17 protein-coding genes are annotated in these 19954 nt (G+C 62.7%); 9 read left to right on the top strand and 8 right to left on the bottom strand.

Translation table 11 applies throughout. From position 1 onward, the window contains the following. Positions 1–517 precede the first annotated feature (517 nt). On the bottom strand, positions 518–2248 hold the full coding sequence (dnaA, locus tag ACTU46_RS08700) for a chromosomal replication initiator protein DnaA (protein ID WP_443380953.1): 1731 nt from the start codon (positions 2246–2248) through the stop codon (positions 518–520). An 895-nt stretch (positions 2249–3143) separates the two neighbouring features. On the opposite strand from dnaA, the gene rpmH reads away from it, so the two are divergent. The 9 genes from rpmH (at position 3144) to ACTU46_RS08655 (ending at position 9118) form a co-directional block, all read left to right on the top strand. Beyond that, on the top strand, positions 3144–3287 hold the full coding sequence (rpmH, locus tag ACTU46_RS08695; protein ID WP_443380952.1) for a 50S ribosomal protein L34: 144 nt from the start codon (positions 3144–3146) through the stop codon (positions 3285–3287). Between the two features lie 27 nt (positions 3288–3314). After that, the gene (gene rnpA, locus ACTU46_RS08690) at positions 3315–3683 is read left to right on the top strand and encodes a ribonuclease P protein component (RefSeq protein ID WP_443380950.1); all 369 of its coding nucleotides are present in this window, start codon (positions 3315–3317) and stop codon (positions 3681–3683) included. A 49-nt stretch (positions 3684–3732) separates the two neighbouring features. Continuing rightward, the gene (gene yidD, locus ACTU46_RS08685; RefSeq protein ID WP_443380948.1) at positions 3733–3945 is read left to right on the top strand and encodes a membrane protein insertion efficiency factor YidD; all 213 of its coding nucleotides are present in this window, start codon (positions 3733–3735) and stop codon (positions 3943–3945) included. 75 nt (positions 3946–4020) lie between these two features. Beyond that, positions 4021–5004, top strand: coding sequence for a membrane protein insertase YidC (gene yidC, locus ACTU46_RS08680; protein WP_443380946.1), 984 nt, complete (start codon positions 4021–4023; stop codon positions 5002–5004). 139 nt (positions 5005–5143) lie between these two features. Beyond that, positions 5144–5809 carry a 16S rRNA (guanine(527)-N(7))-methyltransferase RsmG gene (rsmG, locus tag ACTU46_RS08675; protein ID WP_443380944.1) on the top strand — a complete coding sequence of 222 codons (666 nt, stop codon included), beginning with the start codon at positions 5144–5146 and terminating at the stop codon, positions 5807–5809. A 147-nt stretch (positions 5810–5956) separates the two neighbouring features. Then, positions 5957–6997: a ParA family protein gene (locus ACTU46_RS08670; RefSeq protein WP_443380942.1), complete on the top strand. Its 1041-nt coding sequence runs from the start codon at positions 5957–5959 to the stop codon at positions 6995–6997. A 32-nt stretch (positions 6998–7029) separates the two neighbouring features. Beyond that, positions 7030–8241, top strand: a complete 1212-nt coding sequence (locus ACTU46_RS08665) for a ParB/RepB/Spo0J family partition protein (RefSeq protein ID WP_443380940.1) — start codon at positions 7030–7032, stop codon at positions 8239–8241. Positions 8242–8257: 16 nt separating this feature from the next. Next, on the top strand, positions 8258–8929 hold the full coding sequence (locus tag ACTU46_RS08660) for a hypothetical protein (protein WP_443380938.1): 672 nt from the start codon (positions 8258–8260) through the stop codon (positions 8927–8929). Positions 8930–8953: 24 nt separating this feature from the next. Further along, the gene (locus ACTU46_RS08655) at positions 8954–9118 is read left to right on the top strand and encodes a VOC family protein (protein WP_443380936.1); all 165 of its coding nucleotides are present in this window, start codon (positions 8954–8956) and stop codon (positions 9116–9118) included. A 19-nt stretch (positions 9119–9137) separates the two neighbouring features. Here the strand turns inward: ACTU46_RS08655 and ACTU46_RS08650 are convergent, their stop codons facing one another. The 7 genes from ACTU46_RS08650 to ACTU46_RS08620 form a co-directional block, all read right to left on the bottom strand. Then, positions 9138–10319, bottom strand: a complete 1182-nt coding sequence (locus tag ACTU46_RS08650) for an N-acetylmuramoyl-L-alanine amidase (protein ID WP_443380934.1) — start codon at positions 10317–10319, stop codon at positions 9138–9140. A 92-nt stretch (positions 10320–10411) separates the two neighbouring features. After that, positions 10412–10735 (bottom strand): thioredoxin, encoded by a 324-nt coding sequence (gene trxA / locus ACTU46_RS08645; protein ID WP_443380932.1) that lies wholly within the window; start codon positions 10733–10735, stop codon positions 10412–10414. Positions 10736–10786: 51 nt separating this feature from the next. Beyond that, entirely contained in the window at positions 10787–11728 is a 942-nt protein-coding gene (trxB, locus tag ACTU46_RS08640; RefSeq protein ID WP_443380930.1) for a thioredoxin-disulfide reductase, read from the bottom strand. Between the two features lie 141 nt (positions 11729–11869). Next, complete coding sequence (locus ACTU46_RS08635; protein WP_443380928.1) at positions 11870–12436, bottom strand: sigma-70 family RNA polymerase sigma factor; 567 nt, start codon at positions 12434–12436, stop codon at positions 11870–11872. Between the two features lie 115 nt (positions 12437–12551). Then, on the bottom strand, positions 12552–16001 hold the full coding sequence (gene murJ, locus ACTU46_RS08630) for a murein biosynthesis integral membrane protein MurJ (protein WP_443380926.1): 3450 nt from the start codon (positions 15999–16001) through the stop codon (positions 12552–12554). A gap of 85 nt (positions 16002–16086) precedes the next feature. Then, positions 16087–18879, bottom strand: a complete 2793-nt coding sequence (locus ACTU46_RS08625; protein WP_443380924.1) for a hypothetical protein — start codon at positions 18877–18879, stop codon at positions 16087–16089. Continuing rightward, positions 18876–19886 (bottom strand): NUDIX hydrolase, encoded by a 1011-nt coding sequence (locus tag ACTU46_RS08620; protein WP_443380922.1) that lies wholly within the window; start codon positions 19884–19886, stop codon positions 18876–18878. The genes ACTU46_RS08625 and ACTU46_RS08620 overlap by 4 nt, the downstream gene beginning before the upstream one ends. Positions 19887–19954 lie beyond the last annotated feature (68 nt).

Below are 19954 nucleotides of genomic sequence, written 5' to 3'. Positions count from 1 at the left end.
CTCATCACCGAGTTCTCCCCACACCCTCTTTCTTCTTTATTAATCTCTAGTTAAAAGACAGTAACAACAGTAAGTCCTGTGCACTCTGTGAATTGAGGGCTGAACTACAAGCTAGTGGATGGAATCCGGGGTGTGTGCCAGCTTGTGGAAATCCTGTGGATAACTCGGGCCGATTGTGGATAACTTCCAGACCCTCGAAACTGTCCACAATCCTTCCACACCTGTGGGCGAATGCTGCACAGCTGGAGGGTAGTTGTGCACAGGGCCAGCGGTCCGAGGATCTCTTCAGAAATGTGATGAGGATCACCTAATTACAAATGTGTAATTACACAGGTGTGAATAACTCTGTGGATAGTTTTCCGGTGCTGCGCACCGGAACGCGGCCGCCGCGCAAAACCCCAGCTCAACGCGATCCGGGGGAATCAGGGCGTCGATAAGCGAGGGTGGGAATGACAAAACCTGCCCGACCCCGGGAGGGCGGACAGGTTTTGTGGTTCAGCCGGAGCGTGAAGAGCGATCAGCCCCGGCTACGGTTCTTGATCAACTGGGTCAGCGACTGAATTTCGTCATAGGTATCGCGCTTCTCCTTCATCTCCTTGCGGATCTTCCGGTCGGCGTACATCACCGTCGTGTGGTCCTTACCGCCGAACTGATCGCCGATCTTCGGCAGCGAGAGATCGGTGAGTTCACGACAGAGGTACATCGCCAGCTGACGGGCATGCGCCACCGCCCGGGTCTTCCCGGCACCACGCAGGGTATCCAGGGAGATGTCGAAGTATTCTGCCGCGACCTCCATGATCGCCGCCGCAGTGATCACCACATCGGCATCCTCGGGGAGGATATCCCGCAGGGCGATCTCCGCCATCTTCATATCGATGGGCTGGTTGATCAGCGAAGAATAAGCCGAAACACGGATCAGGGCGCCCTCGAGCTCCCGGATCGAGGACTCGAAACGGGAGGCGATCATCTCCAGGACATCACGGTCCACCCGGGTGCCATCCGCCTGCGCCTTCTTCATCAGAATGGCGATGCGCGTCTCCAGATCCGGGGGCTGGACATCGGTGATCAGGCCACCCTCGAAACGGGTGCGCAGGCGATCCTCCAGGGTGGTCAGCTGCTTGGGCGGCCGGTCCGAGGAAAGAATGATCTGCTTATCTGCCTGGTGCAGGGCATTGAAGGTGTGGAAGAACTCCTCCTGGGTACCTTCCTTGCCCTCCAGGAACTGGATGTCATCCACCATGAGAATGTCGAGGTTGCGGTAACGGCGCTTGAAGGATTCCTGCCGGTCATCACGCACGGAGTTGATGTAGTCGTTGGTGAATTCCTCACTCGAAACATACTTGATCCGCAGCCCCGGCTGCAGGACCAGCGCGTAGTTTCCGGCCGCATGCAAGAGGTGGGTCTTACCCAGGCCTGAGCCACCCCAGATGAACAGTGGGTTATAGGCCTTGGCGGGGTTCTCCGCCACCGCGACCGCCGCGCCATTGGCGAAACGGTTCGAGGAACCGATCACGAAGGACTCGAAGGTGTACTTCGGGTTCAGGGAACGTTCCCGGTTCGGGTTGTGTGCAGGCTTTTCCCGCGGCAGCCGCCGGCCATAATTATTGGGCTGCTGGTTGGACTGCTGCTGCCGACCGGTATTGGCATCATATTGCTGTGCCGGGGCATGACTGGGCTGCCAGCCTCCACCGGAGTAGTCCTGCGGATTCCCGGGATCAGGGTAATTCTGACCCTGATAGTTGGAATCCGGGAAACCCTGCTGTGGTGGCTGATTCTGCGGGTGGTTCTGCTGAGGGTTCTGACCCTGGAAATTCTGACCCGGCCCCTGCGGCTGATTCTGCGGCATCGGCTGTTGATCGGCCTGGTTCGGGGCCTGCTGGCCGGGGAGCTGCGCCGGATCCTCCCAGAGGGTGCCCGGGGCGGTGGGGATCTCCCGGGAAGCTTCCTCCGCGGCGAGGGCACTCGGCTCGATGCTGACCGCCAGACTGCAGGGGTGCCCCATTTGCTTGGACAACACCTTGGAGATGTATTCTCCCAGGTCATTTTCCACCACATGCTTGGCCATGCTGTGGGGGGTGGCGAGAACGGCGTAGCCCTGAACCAGAACGATGGGACGTGCCAGCTTCAGATAAGCCTTCTGCTGGTGGGTCAGTGTCGGAATTTCGGAATCATGTCTTTCAGATTCCTGCAGCAGTTCTGCGACCACCTGTTGCCATGTTTCGGCAAGAGAAGATGAGTTCTCCGTCACGCTTTCCTCGTTCTTTAGTCATTGGCGCCGGGGTAGGGCGTAGTGGGGAGAAGCCGCCACAGGAGGTTCTCCCTGGGTCAGCTTTTGCCTCGGTTGGGTTGTTTCGGCGCGGTGAGGTTTGAATAAATGACAGAAGTTGTTCACCGCGCCTTTCACAGACCGAAAGTCGCTCCAACCTCGTCTTCCACAAGTTTATCCACACCTGTGGATAACTCTGCTGTGAATGCTTGTCCACAGCTTAGCGCATCAGCTGTGGATAACGTGAAGTGTGAGTTTCAGGCCATTGACCAGCGCAAATGCCTTAGTGTGCTGAATATCTCAACTATTAATTCAAAGTTATCCACAGATCTATAAAATCACAGGGTGTGAATTGTGGGGAATGGCTCCATTGTTACTCCCTGGTGGTCCGCAGTGTCTAGATGAACAAAAGGTTTCGCCCCCTTAAGCAACTCGGCCGTTGACCGGGTTCCCGGCCGTTATCCCGGCTCGGGCGCAGCTGACACCGCAAAACGGCACCTGAGCAGTTGGAAATGACAGTTTTGTAATTTCAGGTGCCCCCGTTGCCAGCTGCCGAAACAAGAGTGGTGTCGATTTGTTCTGGCTCGGGAAAGTCACGTAGTCTGACATGGTCTGTCACACCACGGAGGGTGCAAACCCGCCGGTTCGTGTGCTTTGAGAGCAGTTCCGGCACTGAAGCCGGGCCGCGAGGGATCCTCTGGATTTCTCAGCGAGTCTGTGCGGGACTGCGCATGGCAGCCTGATCCTTTCCTGGGTCATGGCCGCCGTATCTCAGCAACCATCATCCGATTTTCGGATGGTCCACCCGGCAGAGGTTATTGTGCAATCCCGCACGCCCTCTGAAGTGGCCATCACACATACTTTTAGGAGAATTACCGTGGCAAAGGGCAAGCGGACGTTCCAGCCGAACAATCGTCGTCGCGCACGCGTGCACGGCTTCCGTACCCGGATGCACACCCGTGCCGGGCGCGCAATCGTGGCTGCACGTCGTCGTAAGGGCCGCGAGAAGCTGACCGCTTAATAAGCGCCTTCTCCCCAGGTCTATAAGGTGCTTCCCCGGCAATACAAGTTCACTTCTCCGGTCCAGTTCGATCGGACGATTAAGCGTGGACGTCGTGCTGGAAGTCGCACACTTGTAGTACATATCTGGGAGGCTCCAGCCGAAGCGGAACCCGTCATTATTGGCGGGCCCCGCTTCGGTCTGATCATTTCCAAAGCCGTCGGGAATGCAGTGGTCCGCCACCGCACCGCCCGGCGGCTTCGGCATGTCTGTGCCACGTTGGCGCAGGAACTGCCGAGCAACCATCACCTGGTGATTCGGGCACTGCCACGTTCCGCGGAGGCCACCTCGGCGGAATTGGAACGCGACCTGCGCCGGACGGTGGAGAAATTGAAGACCCGTGTGCCACCACGATGATCCGGCACCGGATCTGACCGGAGCTGAGGTCCCTGCGCCGCGGGGCCTCTTGGCCCGGGTTCTTTTTTCTTCGGTGCGTTTTTACCAAAACTACATTTCCGCCCTTAAGATGGGGCCCACCTGCCGTTTCGAGCCGAGCTGCAGCAGATATGCACTTGAGGCTGTTTCCAGACATGGGGCGCTCAAGGGGGTAGTGCTGACTCTGGTGAGGCTTTCCAAGTGTGGACCCTGGCATCCGGGTGGATTTGATCCGGTGTCTTGACAGAGACGTCGGGTGTGGCTTGCGGACCTGCGGCCCCACTCCAATCCATTTATCACCAAGGAGTTCTGACTTAGAGTGCTCAACTTCGTTTATTGGCCGATCTCGGCCATCCTGTGGTTCTGGCACAAGGCGTTCAGCTTTGTGCTGGACCCGGGTGCCGGCCTCACCTGGGTGCTGTCGATTGTCTTCCTGACCTTCACCGTCCGTCTCCTGCTGGTGCGGCCGATGATCAAGCAGATGCGTTCCTCCCGCAAGATGCAGGAGATGCAGCCGAAGATGTCGGCCATCCGTGAGAAGTACAAGAACAATCAGCAGAAGATGGCGGAGGAGACGCGGAAGCTCCAGAAGGAGATGGGCGTCAACCCGATTGCCGGCTGTCTTCCGATGCTGGTGCAGATCCCGGTCTTCTTCGGTCTCTTCCACGTGCTGCGTTCCTTCAACCGCACCGGTGAAGGTGTCGGTCAGCTGGGTCTGTCAGTCGAAGAGAACTACAACACCCCGAACTACATCTTCTCGGTGGAGGATGTGCAGTCCTTCATGGATGCGACCTTCTTCGGAGTCCCACTCTCGGCATATATCTCCATGCCGCAGGACATGTATGCGGCATTCCCCAATGTCGAGTTCTCTCGTTTAGACATCATCCTGGTCGCCGCGCCGATTATCTTGATCATCGCGGCCGCCACGCACTTCAACGCCAAGATCTCCATCACCCGGCAGAAGTCCCGCCTGGCCTCTGGTAAGCAGCAGGCCGTCGGTGGTGAGATGATGCAGTCACAGATGCAGATGATGAACAAGATGATGCTGTGGTTCATGCCGCTGACGATTCTGTTCACCGGCTTCCTGTGGCACATCGGACTGCTCTTCTACATGGTCACCAATAACATCTGGACCTTCCTGCAGTCTCGCTACATCTTCAACAAGATGGACCGCGAGGAGGAAGCCGAGGAGGAGGCCAAGAAGGCTCTCGCCCGGACGACCGCGCCGAAGCCCGGTGCCAAGCCCGTTACCGCGCCGAAGCCCGGTGCCAAGCCGAATCAGTCCAAGAAGAAGAAAAAATAGCAGCTCGGTTCCGCAACCGCGAAGCTTTTCAGCCGTCGTCTCCCACCTTGGAGGCGGCGGCTGTTCTACTTTTCAGGGCAGTGAACTAATCTGGGGAGAGTTCATCAGTGGCCCCTCAAAATGAAAGTGAAGGTTTCACGTGAAACCAAGCGATTCCGACCAGCAGCCGGATCTGGTCGATGTCCCGGACGTCGCCGCCCAGGTCTTCGGTGACAATCTGGACAAGGCGATCGCCTACCACCTCTCCCTGGCTACGGTCGGCTCGGAGCGGGGCTTCATCGGCCCGCGCGAGGTGCCCCGCCTCTGGGACCGGCACATCCTCAATTGCGCTGTCATCGGTGAGGCCATGCCGGTGGGCGCGACTGTGGCTGATGTCGGTTCCGGTGCTGGCCTGCCCGGTATTCCGCTGGCGTTGGCACGTCCGGATCTGAAGATCACCCTGATTGAGCCACTGCTCAAGCGATCGGTCTATCTGGCTGAGATCAAGGCGGAACTCGGTCTGGACAATGTCACGGTGATCCGTGGCCGCGCCGAGGAGAAGTCGGTGCGCAAAGATCTCGGCAAGGTCGATGTGGTGACCTCCCGTGCGGTGGCCCCGCTGGGACGGCTCGCCGGTTGGTCCCTGCCGTTGGCGCGCATCGGTGGCGCGATGATCGCCATGAAGGGTTCCTCGGTTGCCGAGGAGATCGAGCGGGATGCCGCGGAGATCAAGCGTGCTGGTGGTGGGGCCAGTGAGGTCATCAGGGTCGGTGAGGCACTCCTCAGCGAGCCGACCACCCTGATCCGCATTCCCCGCGTCAGATAGCAGTCAGATAGGCTCTAGTCCTATCCGGGGAGGTCGACCGCGCCCCGAAGACATCAGGCTGTGGTGGGAGTCTGCCACACGCACTACTGTGGATATAGTGCCCATCGGCACCGGTTTCAGCATGAGGAAGAGGGGCATTAAGAGTCCATGGATGATCAGCAGTGGGATGATACACCGATCGCCGAGGCGGCTCGCCGTGCGGCGCAGGTGCTCACTCCGAATTCCCTGAAACTGCCCAAGCCGGACTCTCCGCGACTGATTACGATCGCGAATCAGAAGGGTGGCGTGGGCAAGACCACCTCCTCGGTGAACCTCGCCGCAGGACTGGCACTGCATGGACTGAAGGTACTGGTCATTGACCTGGACCCGCAGGGCAATGCCTCCACCGCGCTCGGTGTGGAACATCGGGCCGGCACCCTGTCCAGCTATGAGATGCTGATCGGCGAGTGCACGCCCGAGGAGGCGCTGCAGAAGTCTCCCGAGATGGAGAACCTCTACTGCATCCCCGCCACCATTGATCTGGCCGGCGCGGAGATCGAACTGGTCAGCCTGGTCCGACGCGAGTACCGCCTCTATGACTCGGTGCGCGGTGATTTTCTGACCAGCCATGGTTTTGACTACGTGATCATCGACTGCCCGCCTTCACTGGGGCTGTTGACGATCAACGCCATGGCCCTGGTTGATGAGGTCCTGATCCCGATCCAGTGCGAGTACTACGCCCTGGAGGGTGTGGGGCAGCTGCTCAACAACATCACCATGATCCGGGAGCACCTGAACCCTGCGCTGCATATCTCGGGCATTCTGCTGACCATGTATGACGCCCGCACCAAGCTGGCTGATCAGGTGGCCACCGAGGTACGTGAGCATTTCGGTGATGTTGTGCTGGGCACCATCATCCCGCGCTCGATCAAGGTCTCAGAGGCCCCGGGTTATGGGCTGACGGTGATCCAGTATGACCCGGGATCACGGGGCGCCGGTGCCTACCTCGAGGCGGCGAAGGAATTCGCCACCCGGGGGGATTATCAGCCCACGGCGGGCACTGGCGCCATCGGTGTCAGCCCGGCCACGGCCGCTGAGATTGAGGAAGCCTCCCGCCGGGCGGAATCCGAGGAAGAAGCGGGTGTCGACGCCGTGGAAACAGCATCCGATGCCCAGTTCGCCGAATCATCGCAGAGCAACGAGGAATGACGGACCTGCGGTCCGAGAAAGGCGCCTGAATAATGTCCCAGGAAACACGTAAGGGTGGCCTCGGCCGCGGCTTGGCCGCTCTGATCCCCAGCGCCGCCAGCTCCGCTCCCCGGCTCGGTGAGTCCGCCGCGGACATTGTCCTCGGCGGCACTCGCGGCGCCAAAGGCGAGCGCGACCGTCGCGAAGCGGAGGAGGTGAAGAAGTCCCGGATCGCCAAAGCTTTCCAGGATGCCCCGGCAGCGACTGAGGTGGAGGATGAAACCTCCAGCAGCTCCCCCGCCACCCCTTTTAAAGCCCCCGAGGGTGCCCCGAGCGGTCTCCCGATGACCGGCAATCCGCGGGAAGTTAATCCGTTGATCGTCAAGGCTGCCGCGGCTGACTCCCCCGTCCCGGATCCGCCTGCTGCCCCGGAACCGGTGGTCCCGCAGACGGTCGCCGAGATCGGCGCCAGCTACCGCGAGATCCCGCTGGATGACATCACCCCGAATCCGAAACAGCCGCGGCACGTCTTTGAGGAAGAGCCGCTCGATGAGCTGGTCCACTCGATCCGCGAGTTCGGTCTCATGCAGCCCATCGTGGTCCGACCCAAGGCCACCGGTGGCTTTGAGCTCATCATGGGTGAGCGCCGTTGGCGTGCCTCCCGTGAGGCCGGACTCGATGTCATTCCGGCCATCGTCCGGGAAACCGAGGATGGCTCCATGCTGCGCGACGCGCTGCTGGAGAACATCCACAGGGTACAACTGAACCCACTGGAAGAGGCTTCCGCCTACCAGCAGCTGCTGGAGGAATTCGATGTCACCCAGGCCGAACTGGCGCAGCGGCTGGGCCGTTCCCGCCCGGTGATCACCAATATGATCCGCCTGCTGGCACTACCGGTGAGCGTGCAGCGCAAGGTCGCCGCCGGAGTGCTCTCCGCCGGTCATGCCCGTGCACTGCTGGGCATCAAGGATGGCGATGGGGCCCGCGAGCAGCTGGCCGACCGCATCATCGCCGAGGGAATGTCGGTGCGTGCCACCGAAGAAGCCGTCACCCTGCTCAACCGTGGTGATGATCTGCCGGAGAAGAAGCCGAAGGAGCCGGCCCCGCAGCCGGAATTCCTCACCCGTGCGGCTGACCGTCTCGCCGATGGCCTGGATACCCAGGTCTCGGTCATGATGGGAAAGCGCAAGGGCAAGATCGTCGTGGAGTTCGGCGACCGTGATGATTTTGAACGGATCATGGCGCTGATCGACCGCGAGCGGTAGCGGTAGGACCACACAGATGGGCGCCCGGCTCTACCCCATCGATGCGCAACATCTGGGTCTGATGCACCCCCGTGCGGCCCGTTCGGTGTTCTGGGAATGCGACCCCGAGACCGCAGTGAAGGTCTGCGGCTCCGGGGACCCGATCTTTGAGAAGGAGGCCTGGCTGGCCACCACCACCCATAATTACGGGTGCTGCGGATTCAGCATTTCCGGTCCGAGTCCGCTTGATCCGGTCTCGCTGGAGCGGGTCGTCGGTACCGTATTCTACTGCAGCCCAGGGGACGCGCCGGGCGCTGAACAGCTGCCCACCGCCCCGGTCTCCGAGGACGCAGAAATCATCACCTCCCTCTTCCTCGATCTGGGTCGGGCTGGGGAAGGCCTGGAATCGGTGCTTCTCGACGCCGCGATCATGGAACTCGTCACCAAGGATGCCTCCGCTGTGGAGGCCTTTGGGCTTCGGGAGGACTATATCGAAGACCCTGGACATCCCATGTCGCCGACAGTTGCCGAGATCGTGGCCCGGGCCGGGGAGATTGGGCTGATCGGGGTGTCCTATCTGGAGTCGGCGGGTTTCCAGGTCATCCGGGAACACCCGGTGCTCCCCCGCCTCCGGCTGGAGATTCCACCGCCGATGGATCTGCGCGCCATCGAGGGCGTTGCCCAGCGGCTGGAGCAGGTGGAGGTCTAGGTTTTCGCTCTCAGCGACAGGAGGATGCCTTTCTTCTTAAACGAGACCGAGGAGCTCAAGGCGACTTGCCGACGCTGGCGGGACAAGGGCATCAGGATCGTGAAGGAACCCTATGATGAGGTCTTTGGCCGCACCTTCGTGGCAGCGGACCCGGATGGCAACCTCATCCGCGTGGCGCCCCGGGATTAGCCCCGGAGAGATCAGGAACTCAGCTCAGCTCTGCCTGGAGTAGTTCACTGAACTTGTAGGTGCCGGTCGGCTGCTGTTCCTGGTCGATCAGGTAGAGCCGCTTCACGGAGACGACGATGGCCTCGGCGATGGCATCCCGGCCCTCCGGGCTGGTCAGCACCGCCACGTCCCCGGGGTTGGAGAGGTAGCCGGTGGCGACCTCGACAGTGGGCATCTTGGTCAGTCGCAGCAGATCCCAGGTGCGGGCGTGGTTGCCACAGCTGATCAGCTCCGTGCGGGCGGCGATCTCGCGCTGGATATAGCCGCTGAGGGTCTCTCCGGTCAGGGAGTTCCGGCCCAGTTGGCTACCGAAGTAGAAGGTGGACACACCATTGGCCTTCTCATTCGGGTAGCTATCGCATTTCAGACTGAGCATCAGATCCGCACCGAAGGCATTGGCGATATCGGCCCGCTTCTTGGGGGAGGAATCATCCATCCGGGGGCGGGAGATGATGGTCTCCATGCCGGCGGCGATCATCCGGCCTTCGATACGGGTGGCTAGGTCCCAGAGGATTTCCTCCTCGGAGATCTCACCATAACGGCCCTGGACGATCAGGCCCTTGTTGACGCCGCCGAGAGCGGGGTCAATGACCACACGCTTACCGGCCAGTTTCGGACCGGCATTACGGACGTGTTCACGTTCCCGGATGGCCTGCGGAGAGCCTCCGGTGATACGACGGCCGAGCAGTCCGAGGGAGCGGACTGTCTCGGGTCCGCAGACCCCATCGTTCTGTAACCCGGAGTTGAGCTGGTAGGTGCTGGTGGCCAGGTGGGTGGCCTCCCCGAAGTGACCGTCGACCCGGTGGGAGTAGAAGCCCAGTTCCTGCAGGTGATCCTGCAGTTGGGCGACATCATCACCGATCATCTGATTGCCGGGGATGAAGGACAGGACGCGGGCACCGAGCTTGTAGGAGGCGTGTCGGAGTTCCCGCAGCGTGGTGTCATCAATATCGCCGGTGGGGATGATGCCGCGGGCCTGCTGAAAGGCCTTGAGCACCTCGGCCAGCGCGGGATCGAATGTCATGTCCGAGTCGCTGAACTGGTTCGCCTGCCTACCGGCCACTTCGCCGGTGTAGCCCTGCAGAAGACCGAGGCGGGCGAGGGTCGTCCGAGTTTCCGCAACTCGGGGGCTGCGGTCTCCGACCCGTTGAACGTCTGCCACGACTCTCCTTCCTTTAGCGCTGAGTGATGTTGACTGTCCTCCGGGACCGGTGGCACCGGCTCAGAGGCTGAATTCCTGAGTCAGCGTACCAGCTAAAGGTGGGCGTTCAGCATAGCGACAATCTCGGATTTCGGGCGCAGTCCAACGAACTCATCGACCTTCTCACCGTTCTTGAAAACCAGAACTGAAGGGATCGACATGATCTGGAACATGGCTCCCAGGGTGCGCTCAGAATCGACGTCAATCTTGGCCACGGTGATCTTGTCGCCGAATTCTTCGGCGATTTCCTCGATCATCGGGCTGAGCTTCTTGCAGGGGCCGCACCATTCCGCCCAGAAGTCCACGATGACCGGCTTCTCGGAATCGATGACGGTGGAGCGGAAGGTGTCCTGAGTGACATCAATGACATTGCCCATGATTTTTTTACTCCTTAGTGTTCCGGTGTTTCCGCCGGTGATGGGTACAGCTTACTTGTCGCCGAGGGCGGCGAGGTAGTGCTCGGCGTCGATGGCGGCGCGGCAGCCGGAACCGGCGGCGGTGATGGCCTGCTGATAGTGATCATCGACGAGGTCGCCACAGGCGAAGACACCCGGGAGGTTGGTGCGGGTGGAGGGCTCCTCGACGCGGACGTAGCCGGAGTCGTCGAGTTCGACCTGGCCGCCCAGGAACTCCGAGCGCGGGTCGTGGCCGATGGCGACGAACATGGCGGTGACATCCAGGTTGGAGACCTCACCGGTGACGGTGTCCTGGATTTCCAGTCCGGAGACCTTGCCCTCACCGAGGACCCGGTTGACGGTGGTGTTGGTCAGGAACCTGATCTTCTCATTCGCCTTGGCGCGGTCGAGCATGATGGCGGAGGCGCGGAAGCCCTCGCGGCGGTGGATGATGGTCACCGACTCCGCGAACTTGGTCAGGAAGGTGGCCTCCTCCATGGCGGAGTCGCCGCCACCGACGACGGCGATGTGCTGGCCCTTGAAGAAGAAACCATCGCAGGTGGCGCAGGTGGATACCCCGCGGCCGGTCAGGGTCTGCTCGCCCTCGATGCCGAGCTGACGCGGGGCGGAACCGGTGGAGAGGATGACGCTGCGGGCGAAGTATTCCTGGCCATCAGCCACGATGCGCTTGATATCACCGCTGAGATCAACTTCCTCGGCCATCTCCATGCGCAGGTCGGTGCCGAAACGCTCCGCCTGGGAGCGCATCTCGGCCATGAGGTCCGGGCCCATGATGCCCTGGGCGAAGCCCGGGAAGTTCTCCACATCGGTGGTGTTCATCAGGGATCCCCCGTACTCATAGCCCTCGAAGACGATCGGCTTCAGCTCGGAACGAGCCGCGTAAACTGCGGCGGTGTAGCCCGCCGGGCCGGAGCCGATGATGGCGACGTCGTGGACCTGAGCTGCCTCTGTCATGGATGCCTCTTTCTGGTTGTGAATCAAAGCGTGTGGTTCGGGTGATACAACGCTCCAAGTGTATCGGGGTCCATGGTGGACCCCTGAGTCTGCGTGAGTTTCAACAGCTCAGCCACCCTGGAAAATTCCCCGCCCAGGTGCTCAGGAGAAACTCGGTGTCAGGATTTCCCGCAGGTTCTCCTTGGCCCGACAGCGCCGGGATTTGATGGTTCCCGGTTTCACCCCCTGCAGCGCTGCCACCTGGGCGATCCGGTAGCCGCCGAGGTCCACCAGCAATAAGGCCACACACTGGTCCGGCCGCAGGGTGAGTAGTGCCTCCCGGAGCAGCAGTGCCAGATCGACCCGGGGCACCGGGTCATAGCTGAGCCGGAGATTGAGTTCGTGTGGGGTGCTGTCATCGTCGAGCGTGGTTAATTCTCTGCGGCTGCGGTGGTGGGCAAAGTCATAGCCACTGTTCATCACAAGGCGATGCAACCAGGTGCTCAGGGTTGCTTCCGCGCGGAAGCTGTGGAGGTTGCGGGCGGCGTTGAGGAAGGCTTCCTGGAGGATATCGTGGGCGTCATCCTCGTTGAGGGCGTAGCGTCTGGCGACCCAGAGCAGGCGGGTGCCGTGGCGGTGGACGATCTCCGTGAAGGCGGACCTGTCCCCCGCCAGATGGTGTTGGACCAGTTCATGATCAGAGCGGTCGCCAAAAAGGTGGTTTCCCATTAATTCCCCCGAATTAGAGTTACACCACTCATTTCACAACAAAATCTCATAAAGTACTCAGCTCCCCTGCATAGTGCATTGTGCAGGGGAGCTGAGGGAATCTGGGGTCAGGCGACTAGGGTGCCGGATTGCGAGTCTGGCCGATGACCCCGATCTCGGTGATCTCGAGTTGGCTCTGCCCGGTGGGCAGGGCACTGAACCACAGGATCAGGCCATCGGTGTGGACCGCATCGGTGGCTGCCACCTCAATGGAGTTCCGGCCCTGGCTGAGGGTCTCAGCACCGAACTCTCGAGTCTGTTGCAGGGAGGTCACCGTTGCGGGGTCGGTCCCCACCGGCAGGGCGTGGACGGAAACCTGTGCCCCACCGCCATCCGTGTCGATCATCAGCTGCTGGATCTCACTGATATTTTCCAGTGCCAGGTAGATCCCCACTCCGCCGAAGTCCCCGGCGTAGCTCGGGGAGGTCCAAGAGGTGGCATCCTCGCCGTCGATGAGTTGCTCCAACTCTCCTGGGAGGGCAAGCGGCCAGCCGTGGGCGGCTTCAAGCGGCTGGATCACCGGCAGTGACCGGGGTGCGGTGCTGACCTGGGAACCCTGGATGGATTCCGGGCTGATCGGGGCCTGCTCGCTGTCGCCGCCGATGATACTGGCGAGGAAGGCGATCAGTGCAGCGGCGACCGTGACGATCAGGATCACCACCATCCCGATGGTGGCCACCATCTTCGGGGAGTAGCCCCGGGAACCGAAGCCCGGTCGGTCCTTGGGCTGCGGTGCCGGTTCCCGCTTGACGACGAGCGCGGTGTCAGCGACGTCGGTGGTATCAGCGGTGTCGGCCAGGCCGACCTCGCGCAGGCGCTGGGAACATTCCCGCGGATTCAGCGTCTCGGGCTGGTTCTCCCCCGCTTCTGCGGGCTCGCCCTGTTCCTGCCGTTTCTCAGCTGCCGCGGCACGACGGAGTTCATCCCGGGTCGCGAGCACCTCCGCCGGGGCGGAGGCCTCCTCGATCAGCAGGCTCAGCGCGGAGGCGATCGAGGCGAGATCGCGGGAGTAGGAGGCCTCGGTGAGCACCGCCGGGAAGGCCAGCACAGCTTCACCTTCGGTGTTGATGCGGATCCGGGCGTGGTTGTCCAGGCCCAGCGGGGTGGCGGACTGGCGGGCGGCCGCCGCGGCGTCGGCAAGCCCGGACAGGGCGTAGGTGGCGGCGCGGGGATCTGCCCCCTGATCGGCTACGGCCCGCAGGGAGGATCCGGGGACCCATTCGGTGATCACCAGGCAGCCGGAACGATAGGCCGCGACCTCGAGCACCTCGGCGATCGCGCCATGGTGGAGGTTGGCCAGCTTGCGGGTGCGGCGCACCACCTCAGCGGCGGCACCGGCGGCCGCTGCCGGGGTGGCCGGGGCCATCGGAGCGGACCCGGTGGTGTCGACGAAGACCAGGCCGACGGTGCGGCCGGTGGCCTGTTCCCGGGCCTGCCAGAAGCGGGCACCCGAGACGCTGCCATGATCAGCGAGCAGCCGGAAACGACCGTCGGACACCGGGGCGCCGGGTACCAGCCGCGGGCCACGGACCACACCGGCCGACATCGGCGGCGGCACCGGGGAGGCGTTGAAGGTATCCAGGCCCAGCAGCTGGGAGGAGACCTCCTGCACGGTGGGCTGCTCCACCTCGATCTGGCGGGTGGTGTCCGGGCGGATGAAACGACCCATGCCGGGCACCCGCTGCAGCGCGACACCGAGGTTCTGGACCTCAGGAAGACGGGAGAAGGACAGTGCGATGCCGGTGACGATCAGGAAGATAATGCCGGCGATGCCGACCTTGATCATCTCGAGGATACTGCCCGCCGGAGAGGGCAGATCGGGGGTCGCCAGGCTCAACAGGAAGTGGGCCACCAGGGCCACGGCGATACCAATGATCGAGGCTGCGGCCGCCCAACCGGTGGTGCGCATGATGTCCCGGAATCCCAGCGGACCCAGCTTGCGGCGCAGCAGGAAGGCACCAATGACGGCGCCGGCCACGAAGCCGAAACCATTCGCGGCACCCAGCAGGATCACCACACGTGAGGGGGAAGCCGCGACCAGTGGAGCCGCCATCGAGAGCACGATCTTGGTGGCGGTGATGCCGGCGATGATGAAGGTCGGGGTCCACGCCTCCTCTCGGGCGTAGAACACGCGCAGGTGCAGCAGCACCAGGGCATAGGGGATCAGCGTGAAGGCCGAGAAGCTCAGCGTCAGACCCAACAGGTTGGAGGATTCCAGATCGAAATTGCCGTAGTTGAACAGCGCGACCGCGATCTCCGGGCCGAAGGCGGTGAAGAAGATGACCACCGGGATCAGCGCGATGAAGGTCAGCTTGGTCGACATGGTCAGATCGCCCACCACCGCCTTGTCATCACCGCTGGCGGCGTTGCGGGACAGCCGTGGCATGATCGCCGTCAGCAGGGTGACACCGATGATGCCATAGGGCACCTGCAGCAGCAGCCAAGCCTGGGAGTAGATGATCGGAGCGGCGGCGTCCGCCCCGGCGGCAATATTGGTGGTGACGATCCAGCCGGCCTGGGAGATACCGACATAGACAACGATGGCCAGCGCCATGCCACCGAACTGTTTCAGCCGGTCATCCAGACCCCACAGCGGGCGTAGGTCGATACCGGCCTTCTTCAGCGGTGGCAGCATGATTAACGACTGCACCACCACACCGAGGGTGGTACCCAGACCCAGTAGCAGCACGTGGGGGTCCACGATTCCGGAGGACTCCGCCGGATTCAGCTGGCCGGGAATGAGCATGTAGATCGCGAGTACGGCGATGCTCACCACGTTGTTCGCCACGGGTGCCCAAGCACCGGGCTTGAAGATGCCCTTGGTGTTGAGCACCGCCATGAACATCGAGAAGATGCCATAGAAGAAGATCTGTGGCAGCAGCAGATAGGCGAAGGAGGTCGCCTGGCTGACGTTGACCTGACTGTCCGACCCGAGGATCAGCCGAGTCAGCAGCGGAGCGGTGAGCAGCGCGAGCGCGGTGATGACCACCAGCAGGGTCACCGCCAACGTAAACAACCGCCGGATGAAGGCCGCACCCTGGTCCGGGTCCTCTTTCTCCGCACGCACCAGCACCGGCACCACCAGGGAGGTCAGCACCGCGCCGAGCACGATCTCGGTGATCAGGTTCGGCAACGTATTGGCGGTGGTGAAGGCGGAAGCGACAGCCGGACCCAGTGAGGCACCGATCAGCGCGTTGCGCAGGAAGCCGGTGATGCGGGAGATCAGGGTCGCAATCGCCATCGAGCCGGTGGAGCGGACCACATCGGCATTCGAAGCGACCTCGTCCTCTTTTTCCGTCAGGACTGTACTACTCAAGGCCGCGACAGCCACCGGCTCGGTCGCGCCGGGGGCACGGTTGAGCCGGGAACGGTCCTCCGTCGGCGGTGCCGCGACCAGACGGTTGATGGCTCGGGGTTCCGGGACCGGGGCAGGTGGAGTGGGCGGCACGATGCGGCCACGTTGGCCGGCCGTCGGCACGCTTATCGGGGGGTGGGCATCACGGGATGCGGGGTCTTGAGAGCTCACGAGAGACCATTCTGATTGATGTCGTCCGTCTGATACAGGTGTAATAGATCAGTGGCGACGCCGTTAAGGCGCCGCCAGCGAAGAATCAGGACCTACCGGGAGGTTTGGGGGAACCGGAATTTTCATCGGCATGACCGCCTCCACGACGCGGAGTGACACGCCGCGCGGGACGCGCGGCATCCTCCCCCACGGTGGTGCCGGCGGTGTCCGCGGTGTCTTCGAGGCGTCGATGAGCGCTACGACGGCGGTGTGAACCCACCCGGAAGATCAGGGCCAGCGCCAGGGCGAGCACCAGGACCGCAGCCACACTGGAAGTGCCGAAGAAACCGGAACGGGTCTGCACACTGATCTCCACCGGATCCGAGATCGCCGCACCATCACTCGTCGAGAGCCCGAGGATGATATCGACGAAGTCCTGCCCATCAGGCAGGTCCGCGGTCATCTGCAGCGAGATCGAACCCTGCGCCGGGATCCGGATCTCTGCCGGGACATGCAGCGTTGCACCCGCTGGCGCCTGATAGGTGATCTTCGCCTGTGCCGGGAGTGGCAACCGGTTCTGCGCCACGATCAACAGCGGTGAGGATTCCGAGGTGCGGGTATAGACATTGCCCGGCGGGATCAGCGATACCGAGCTGCGCAGGGCCTGCAGCATCTCGCGGTTGCCGTTGAGCCGGTGGTCAGCGGCTTGGACGCTATCCCAGAAACTGCCATAGGAACGCCGCCCGGAGCCGGTCAGAGCGAGCAACAGATCACGGCGTAGTGGCGCGGTGAACTCATAGCGGGTCAGTGCGATCGCCGGATCATTGCCCATGATGCGGGTCAGGTCATCGGTGTAGTTCGCCTGCTGGGAGGCACGCAGCACTTCACCGTCGCTGAACACCGTCGGATCATCAAAGGGGGAGCCGAAGGCGGTGGCATCCGTCGTACTATTCGGTACCGCGGTGGCCAGACGTTCCTGTTGCTCCGGACTTGGGTTGAGGTAGTCCTCGAAACTCAACGGGGTCACCGCCTGTTCGCTGAGCAGTTCCCCGGCGGTGGCCAGCAGCGTGCCGGCGGTCTCTGGAGCAAGTTCAGTCGGCGGCATGAGGAAGAGCGGATCGGCGGTCAGTTCCCCCTGTTCATCAAAGGTGGCCTGCGAGCTGAGCTCTGCGGCAGCCAGCCGGATGTTTGCGGCGGCGGTGAGGTCCCGGGAGGTGGGTGAATCGATCCGGAAATCAAAACGGGTCTCTGGATTTGAGTAGCCCACGGTCTCCGGGAGTACACCGGTGGAAGCCAAGGTGGCAGCCAGGGAACCCTGGTAGCTCACGGAACGGATGCCTGGGGCGAGCTCCGCGAAACGATCCACCTCAGTGGATTTCCAGACGGAGTTCTCCGCCACCAGCACACTGACCGTGGTGGCCGGCGGGGCCGGTAACTTCACCGCCGAAGCATCCGGCGGGGTGGTGTCATCCAGGGTCGCCTCCAGTGGCTCCCCTTCGCTGCCGGGAACGTCATCGCTGAGTCCGAGGGCGGAATTCTCCCAGGCTTCCTGGAGGCCGGCGGTCTCATCAGTGTCGGCGGGGTCAACCGGCTCCGCAGCTTTCTGGGCCTGGATTCCGGTCTGCAGATCCGCCCAACCCAGGGCCGGTGCGGTGGCGGTACTGACATAGCCGCTGCCGGGGATCACCACATTGGTCACCGGGGTGACCCCTAAGATCCGACGGATCAGATAGGGGCCGCGTTCCAGTGCCTCCCGCATCAACCACTGATTACTGCTGGCGTGCACCGCATCAAGATCAGAATTTGCCCAGGGCAGCGCAATGATGCAACTTTCGGCGGCAATCTCCCTGAGCTTTTCCAGCCAGGCGGCGGCATCCGTCTGGCCGGTGCCCGGGGTGGCGGGGTCACGGTCTTCCTCATCGGTCCAGCTATCGCGCAGACGTTGGCTCTGCCGGATCTCCATCGGACGGGAGTCATCGACGAGATAGCCGCGGCTCATCCGGTCCACGGTGTCCAGCAGCGCCGGATCTACTGCCAGGCAGCTGGCGGCACGAAGCGCCGCGCCACTTTCCCGATCCAGCGCGGCCCGGTATTCCGCCAGCAGGCGGTCCAGGCGACCACCCTCGGCAAGTTCCTCGGCCAGCCGTTCGGAGCCCAGGATCAGCGGGGTATCGCCCGGGGAATCACCGGTTTCACCGGGGAGGATGTCAGTGTAGGAGGACAATGGGTAGAGCAAGGTCAATGAGGGAGCAGCGGTCGCTGCGGCATCAGCTGCCTCCGGGATGGCAGGACCCACCGGATCGCTGACGCTGAGCAGGAAACGCTCGGTGCTGAACCCGACATGATCTGCCCCGGCGCGTTGCCCGCGCAGTGCGAACAGCAGTGGATAGACCCCGGCGGCGGAGATGGACAAACCACCTGGCTCGGCTGGGTCGGTGGGGATGCTCACCTGCACTTCGCGGGACTCCCCCGGTGCCAGGGGTTCCAGTTGAATGGGTGCTCCGTAGTAGGGGTAGGCGCTGGCTTCATAGCCGATCAGCTGGCGGGCATGCGCGTTGGTCGCGGGCGGATCTGCCCGCTGTGGCTGCAGCTGCAGTTCCTCGGCTACCTCGTCGCTGTGATTGCTCAGCACGAAGGTCAGTTCGAGGGTGTCCCCCGGGGTCAGTACCTCCGGGGCGGCTGAAGTCAGCTGGAGGGAGACATTCTCATCGCTTTCCCCGGCGCGGAGCAAGGGGTTGATCCACTGCTGCGCCACCGCTGGATCCTGGGGATTCAGCGGTAGCGGCATGGCCTGCGCCGTCGGGCTGACGGGAAGTAGCAGCGCACTGCTCAACAGGGCCACCGCACCCAGTGACCCGACCCGGATCGGGGTGGTGCCGGTGTGAGCCTGCCGGGTCACCTCGGAGTTGCCCTTCCCGCTGACTTCTCCTTCCGTGCCAGTTCCGGCAGCAGATCATGGGCGATGCGGGCGAGTTTGCGTTCATCCGCGTAGGCGAGGTGCTCGATCAGCTCACTCACCGGAATCCAGGAGACCTCGGTGACCTCCGGGTCCTCATCATTGAGGTCGCCGTCAACATAACGCAGTAGGTGATGGTGCACGGTTTTGTGGATCCGGGATCCCTCGGAGACAAACCAGTAATCGATCACTCCGAGGTCGGCGAAGACTTCACCATGGATTCCGGTCTCCTCCCACACCTCACGCTCAGCGGTGGAATCCTGTGCCTCACCAGGCTCGACATGGCCCTTGGGCATGGACCACAGCAGTCGGCCCCGGCGGTCCAGACGGCCGATCAGGGCGACATAGATCCGGGAGAGATCAACATCATTGGTCTCATTGACGGCCTCAGCGAGACCGGAGACCACCAGGCCACCGGCGGAGGTTTCATCCCGGGTCTGCATGCGGGAGTGTGCCGCGCCACCACGTTGCTGGTTGCGGGCGGGACGACGTCCCGCGGCACCCTGGCCTGGTTGGTTGCGGCCGCCGGTACGACGGTTGCGGCCGCCGGTACCGCGACGTCGACCGCGGTTCTTGGACTCGGCGTCGCTTCGCTCGGTGGCGGTGGCAGTGGCGGTGGTGGTGTCCTCGGGTGGCTGGGTGCGGCCCTGTTTGTTGGCGCTGGACTTTGGGGAACCCGAACGGCGCCGGGAGCGACGCTTGGGCGGGGTCTCTCCGGTGCTGCTTTTCGCGGTGTTCGGCTCACCCTGGGAAGTGCTTTCAGCGGCACCTGGCTCGGTGCCGCTGCTCTGTCGCTGCGTGGTGCCGGATCCGGATCCGGATCCCCGGCGTCGGGAACGACGTCGGCGGCGCCGGCGTTTAGGCTCGCCGGAATCCGAGCCAGCGCCGGAGGGGTTTTGGGCGCCCGCGGAGTCTTGCCCGGAATCCCGGGGCCGAGTGTTGTCGTTCATCTCCGTCATCGTATCTGTTGCCGGGGACATTCGGAATTATTGAACCACCAGTGGTTTGGGGTGAGCTT

Source organism: Corynebacterium sp. A21 (assembly GCF_052266655.1).
GTDB lineage: Bacteria > Actinomycetota > Actinomycetes > Mycobacteriales > Mycobacteriaceae > Corynebacterium.
The sequence above is the reverse complement of the archived record's forward strand: the minus strand, read 5'-3'. Positions and strand labels throughout refer to the sequence as shown.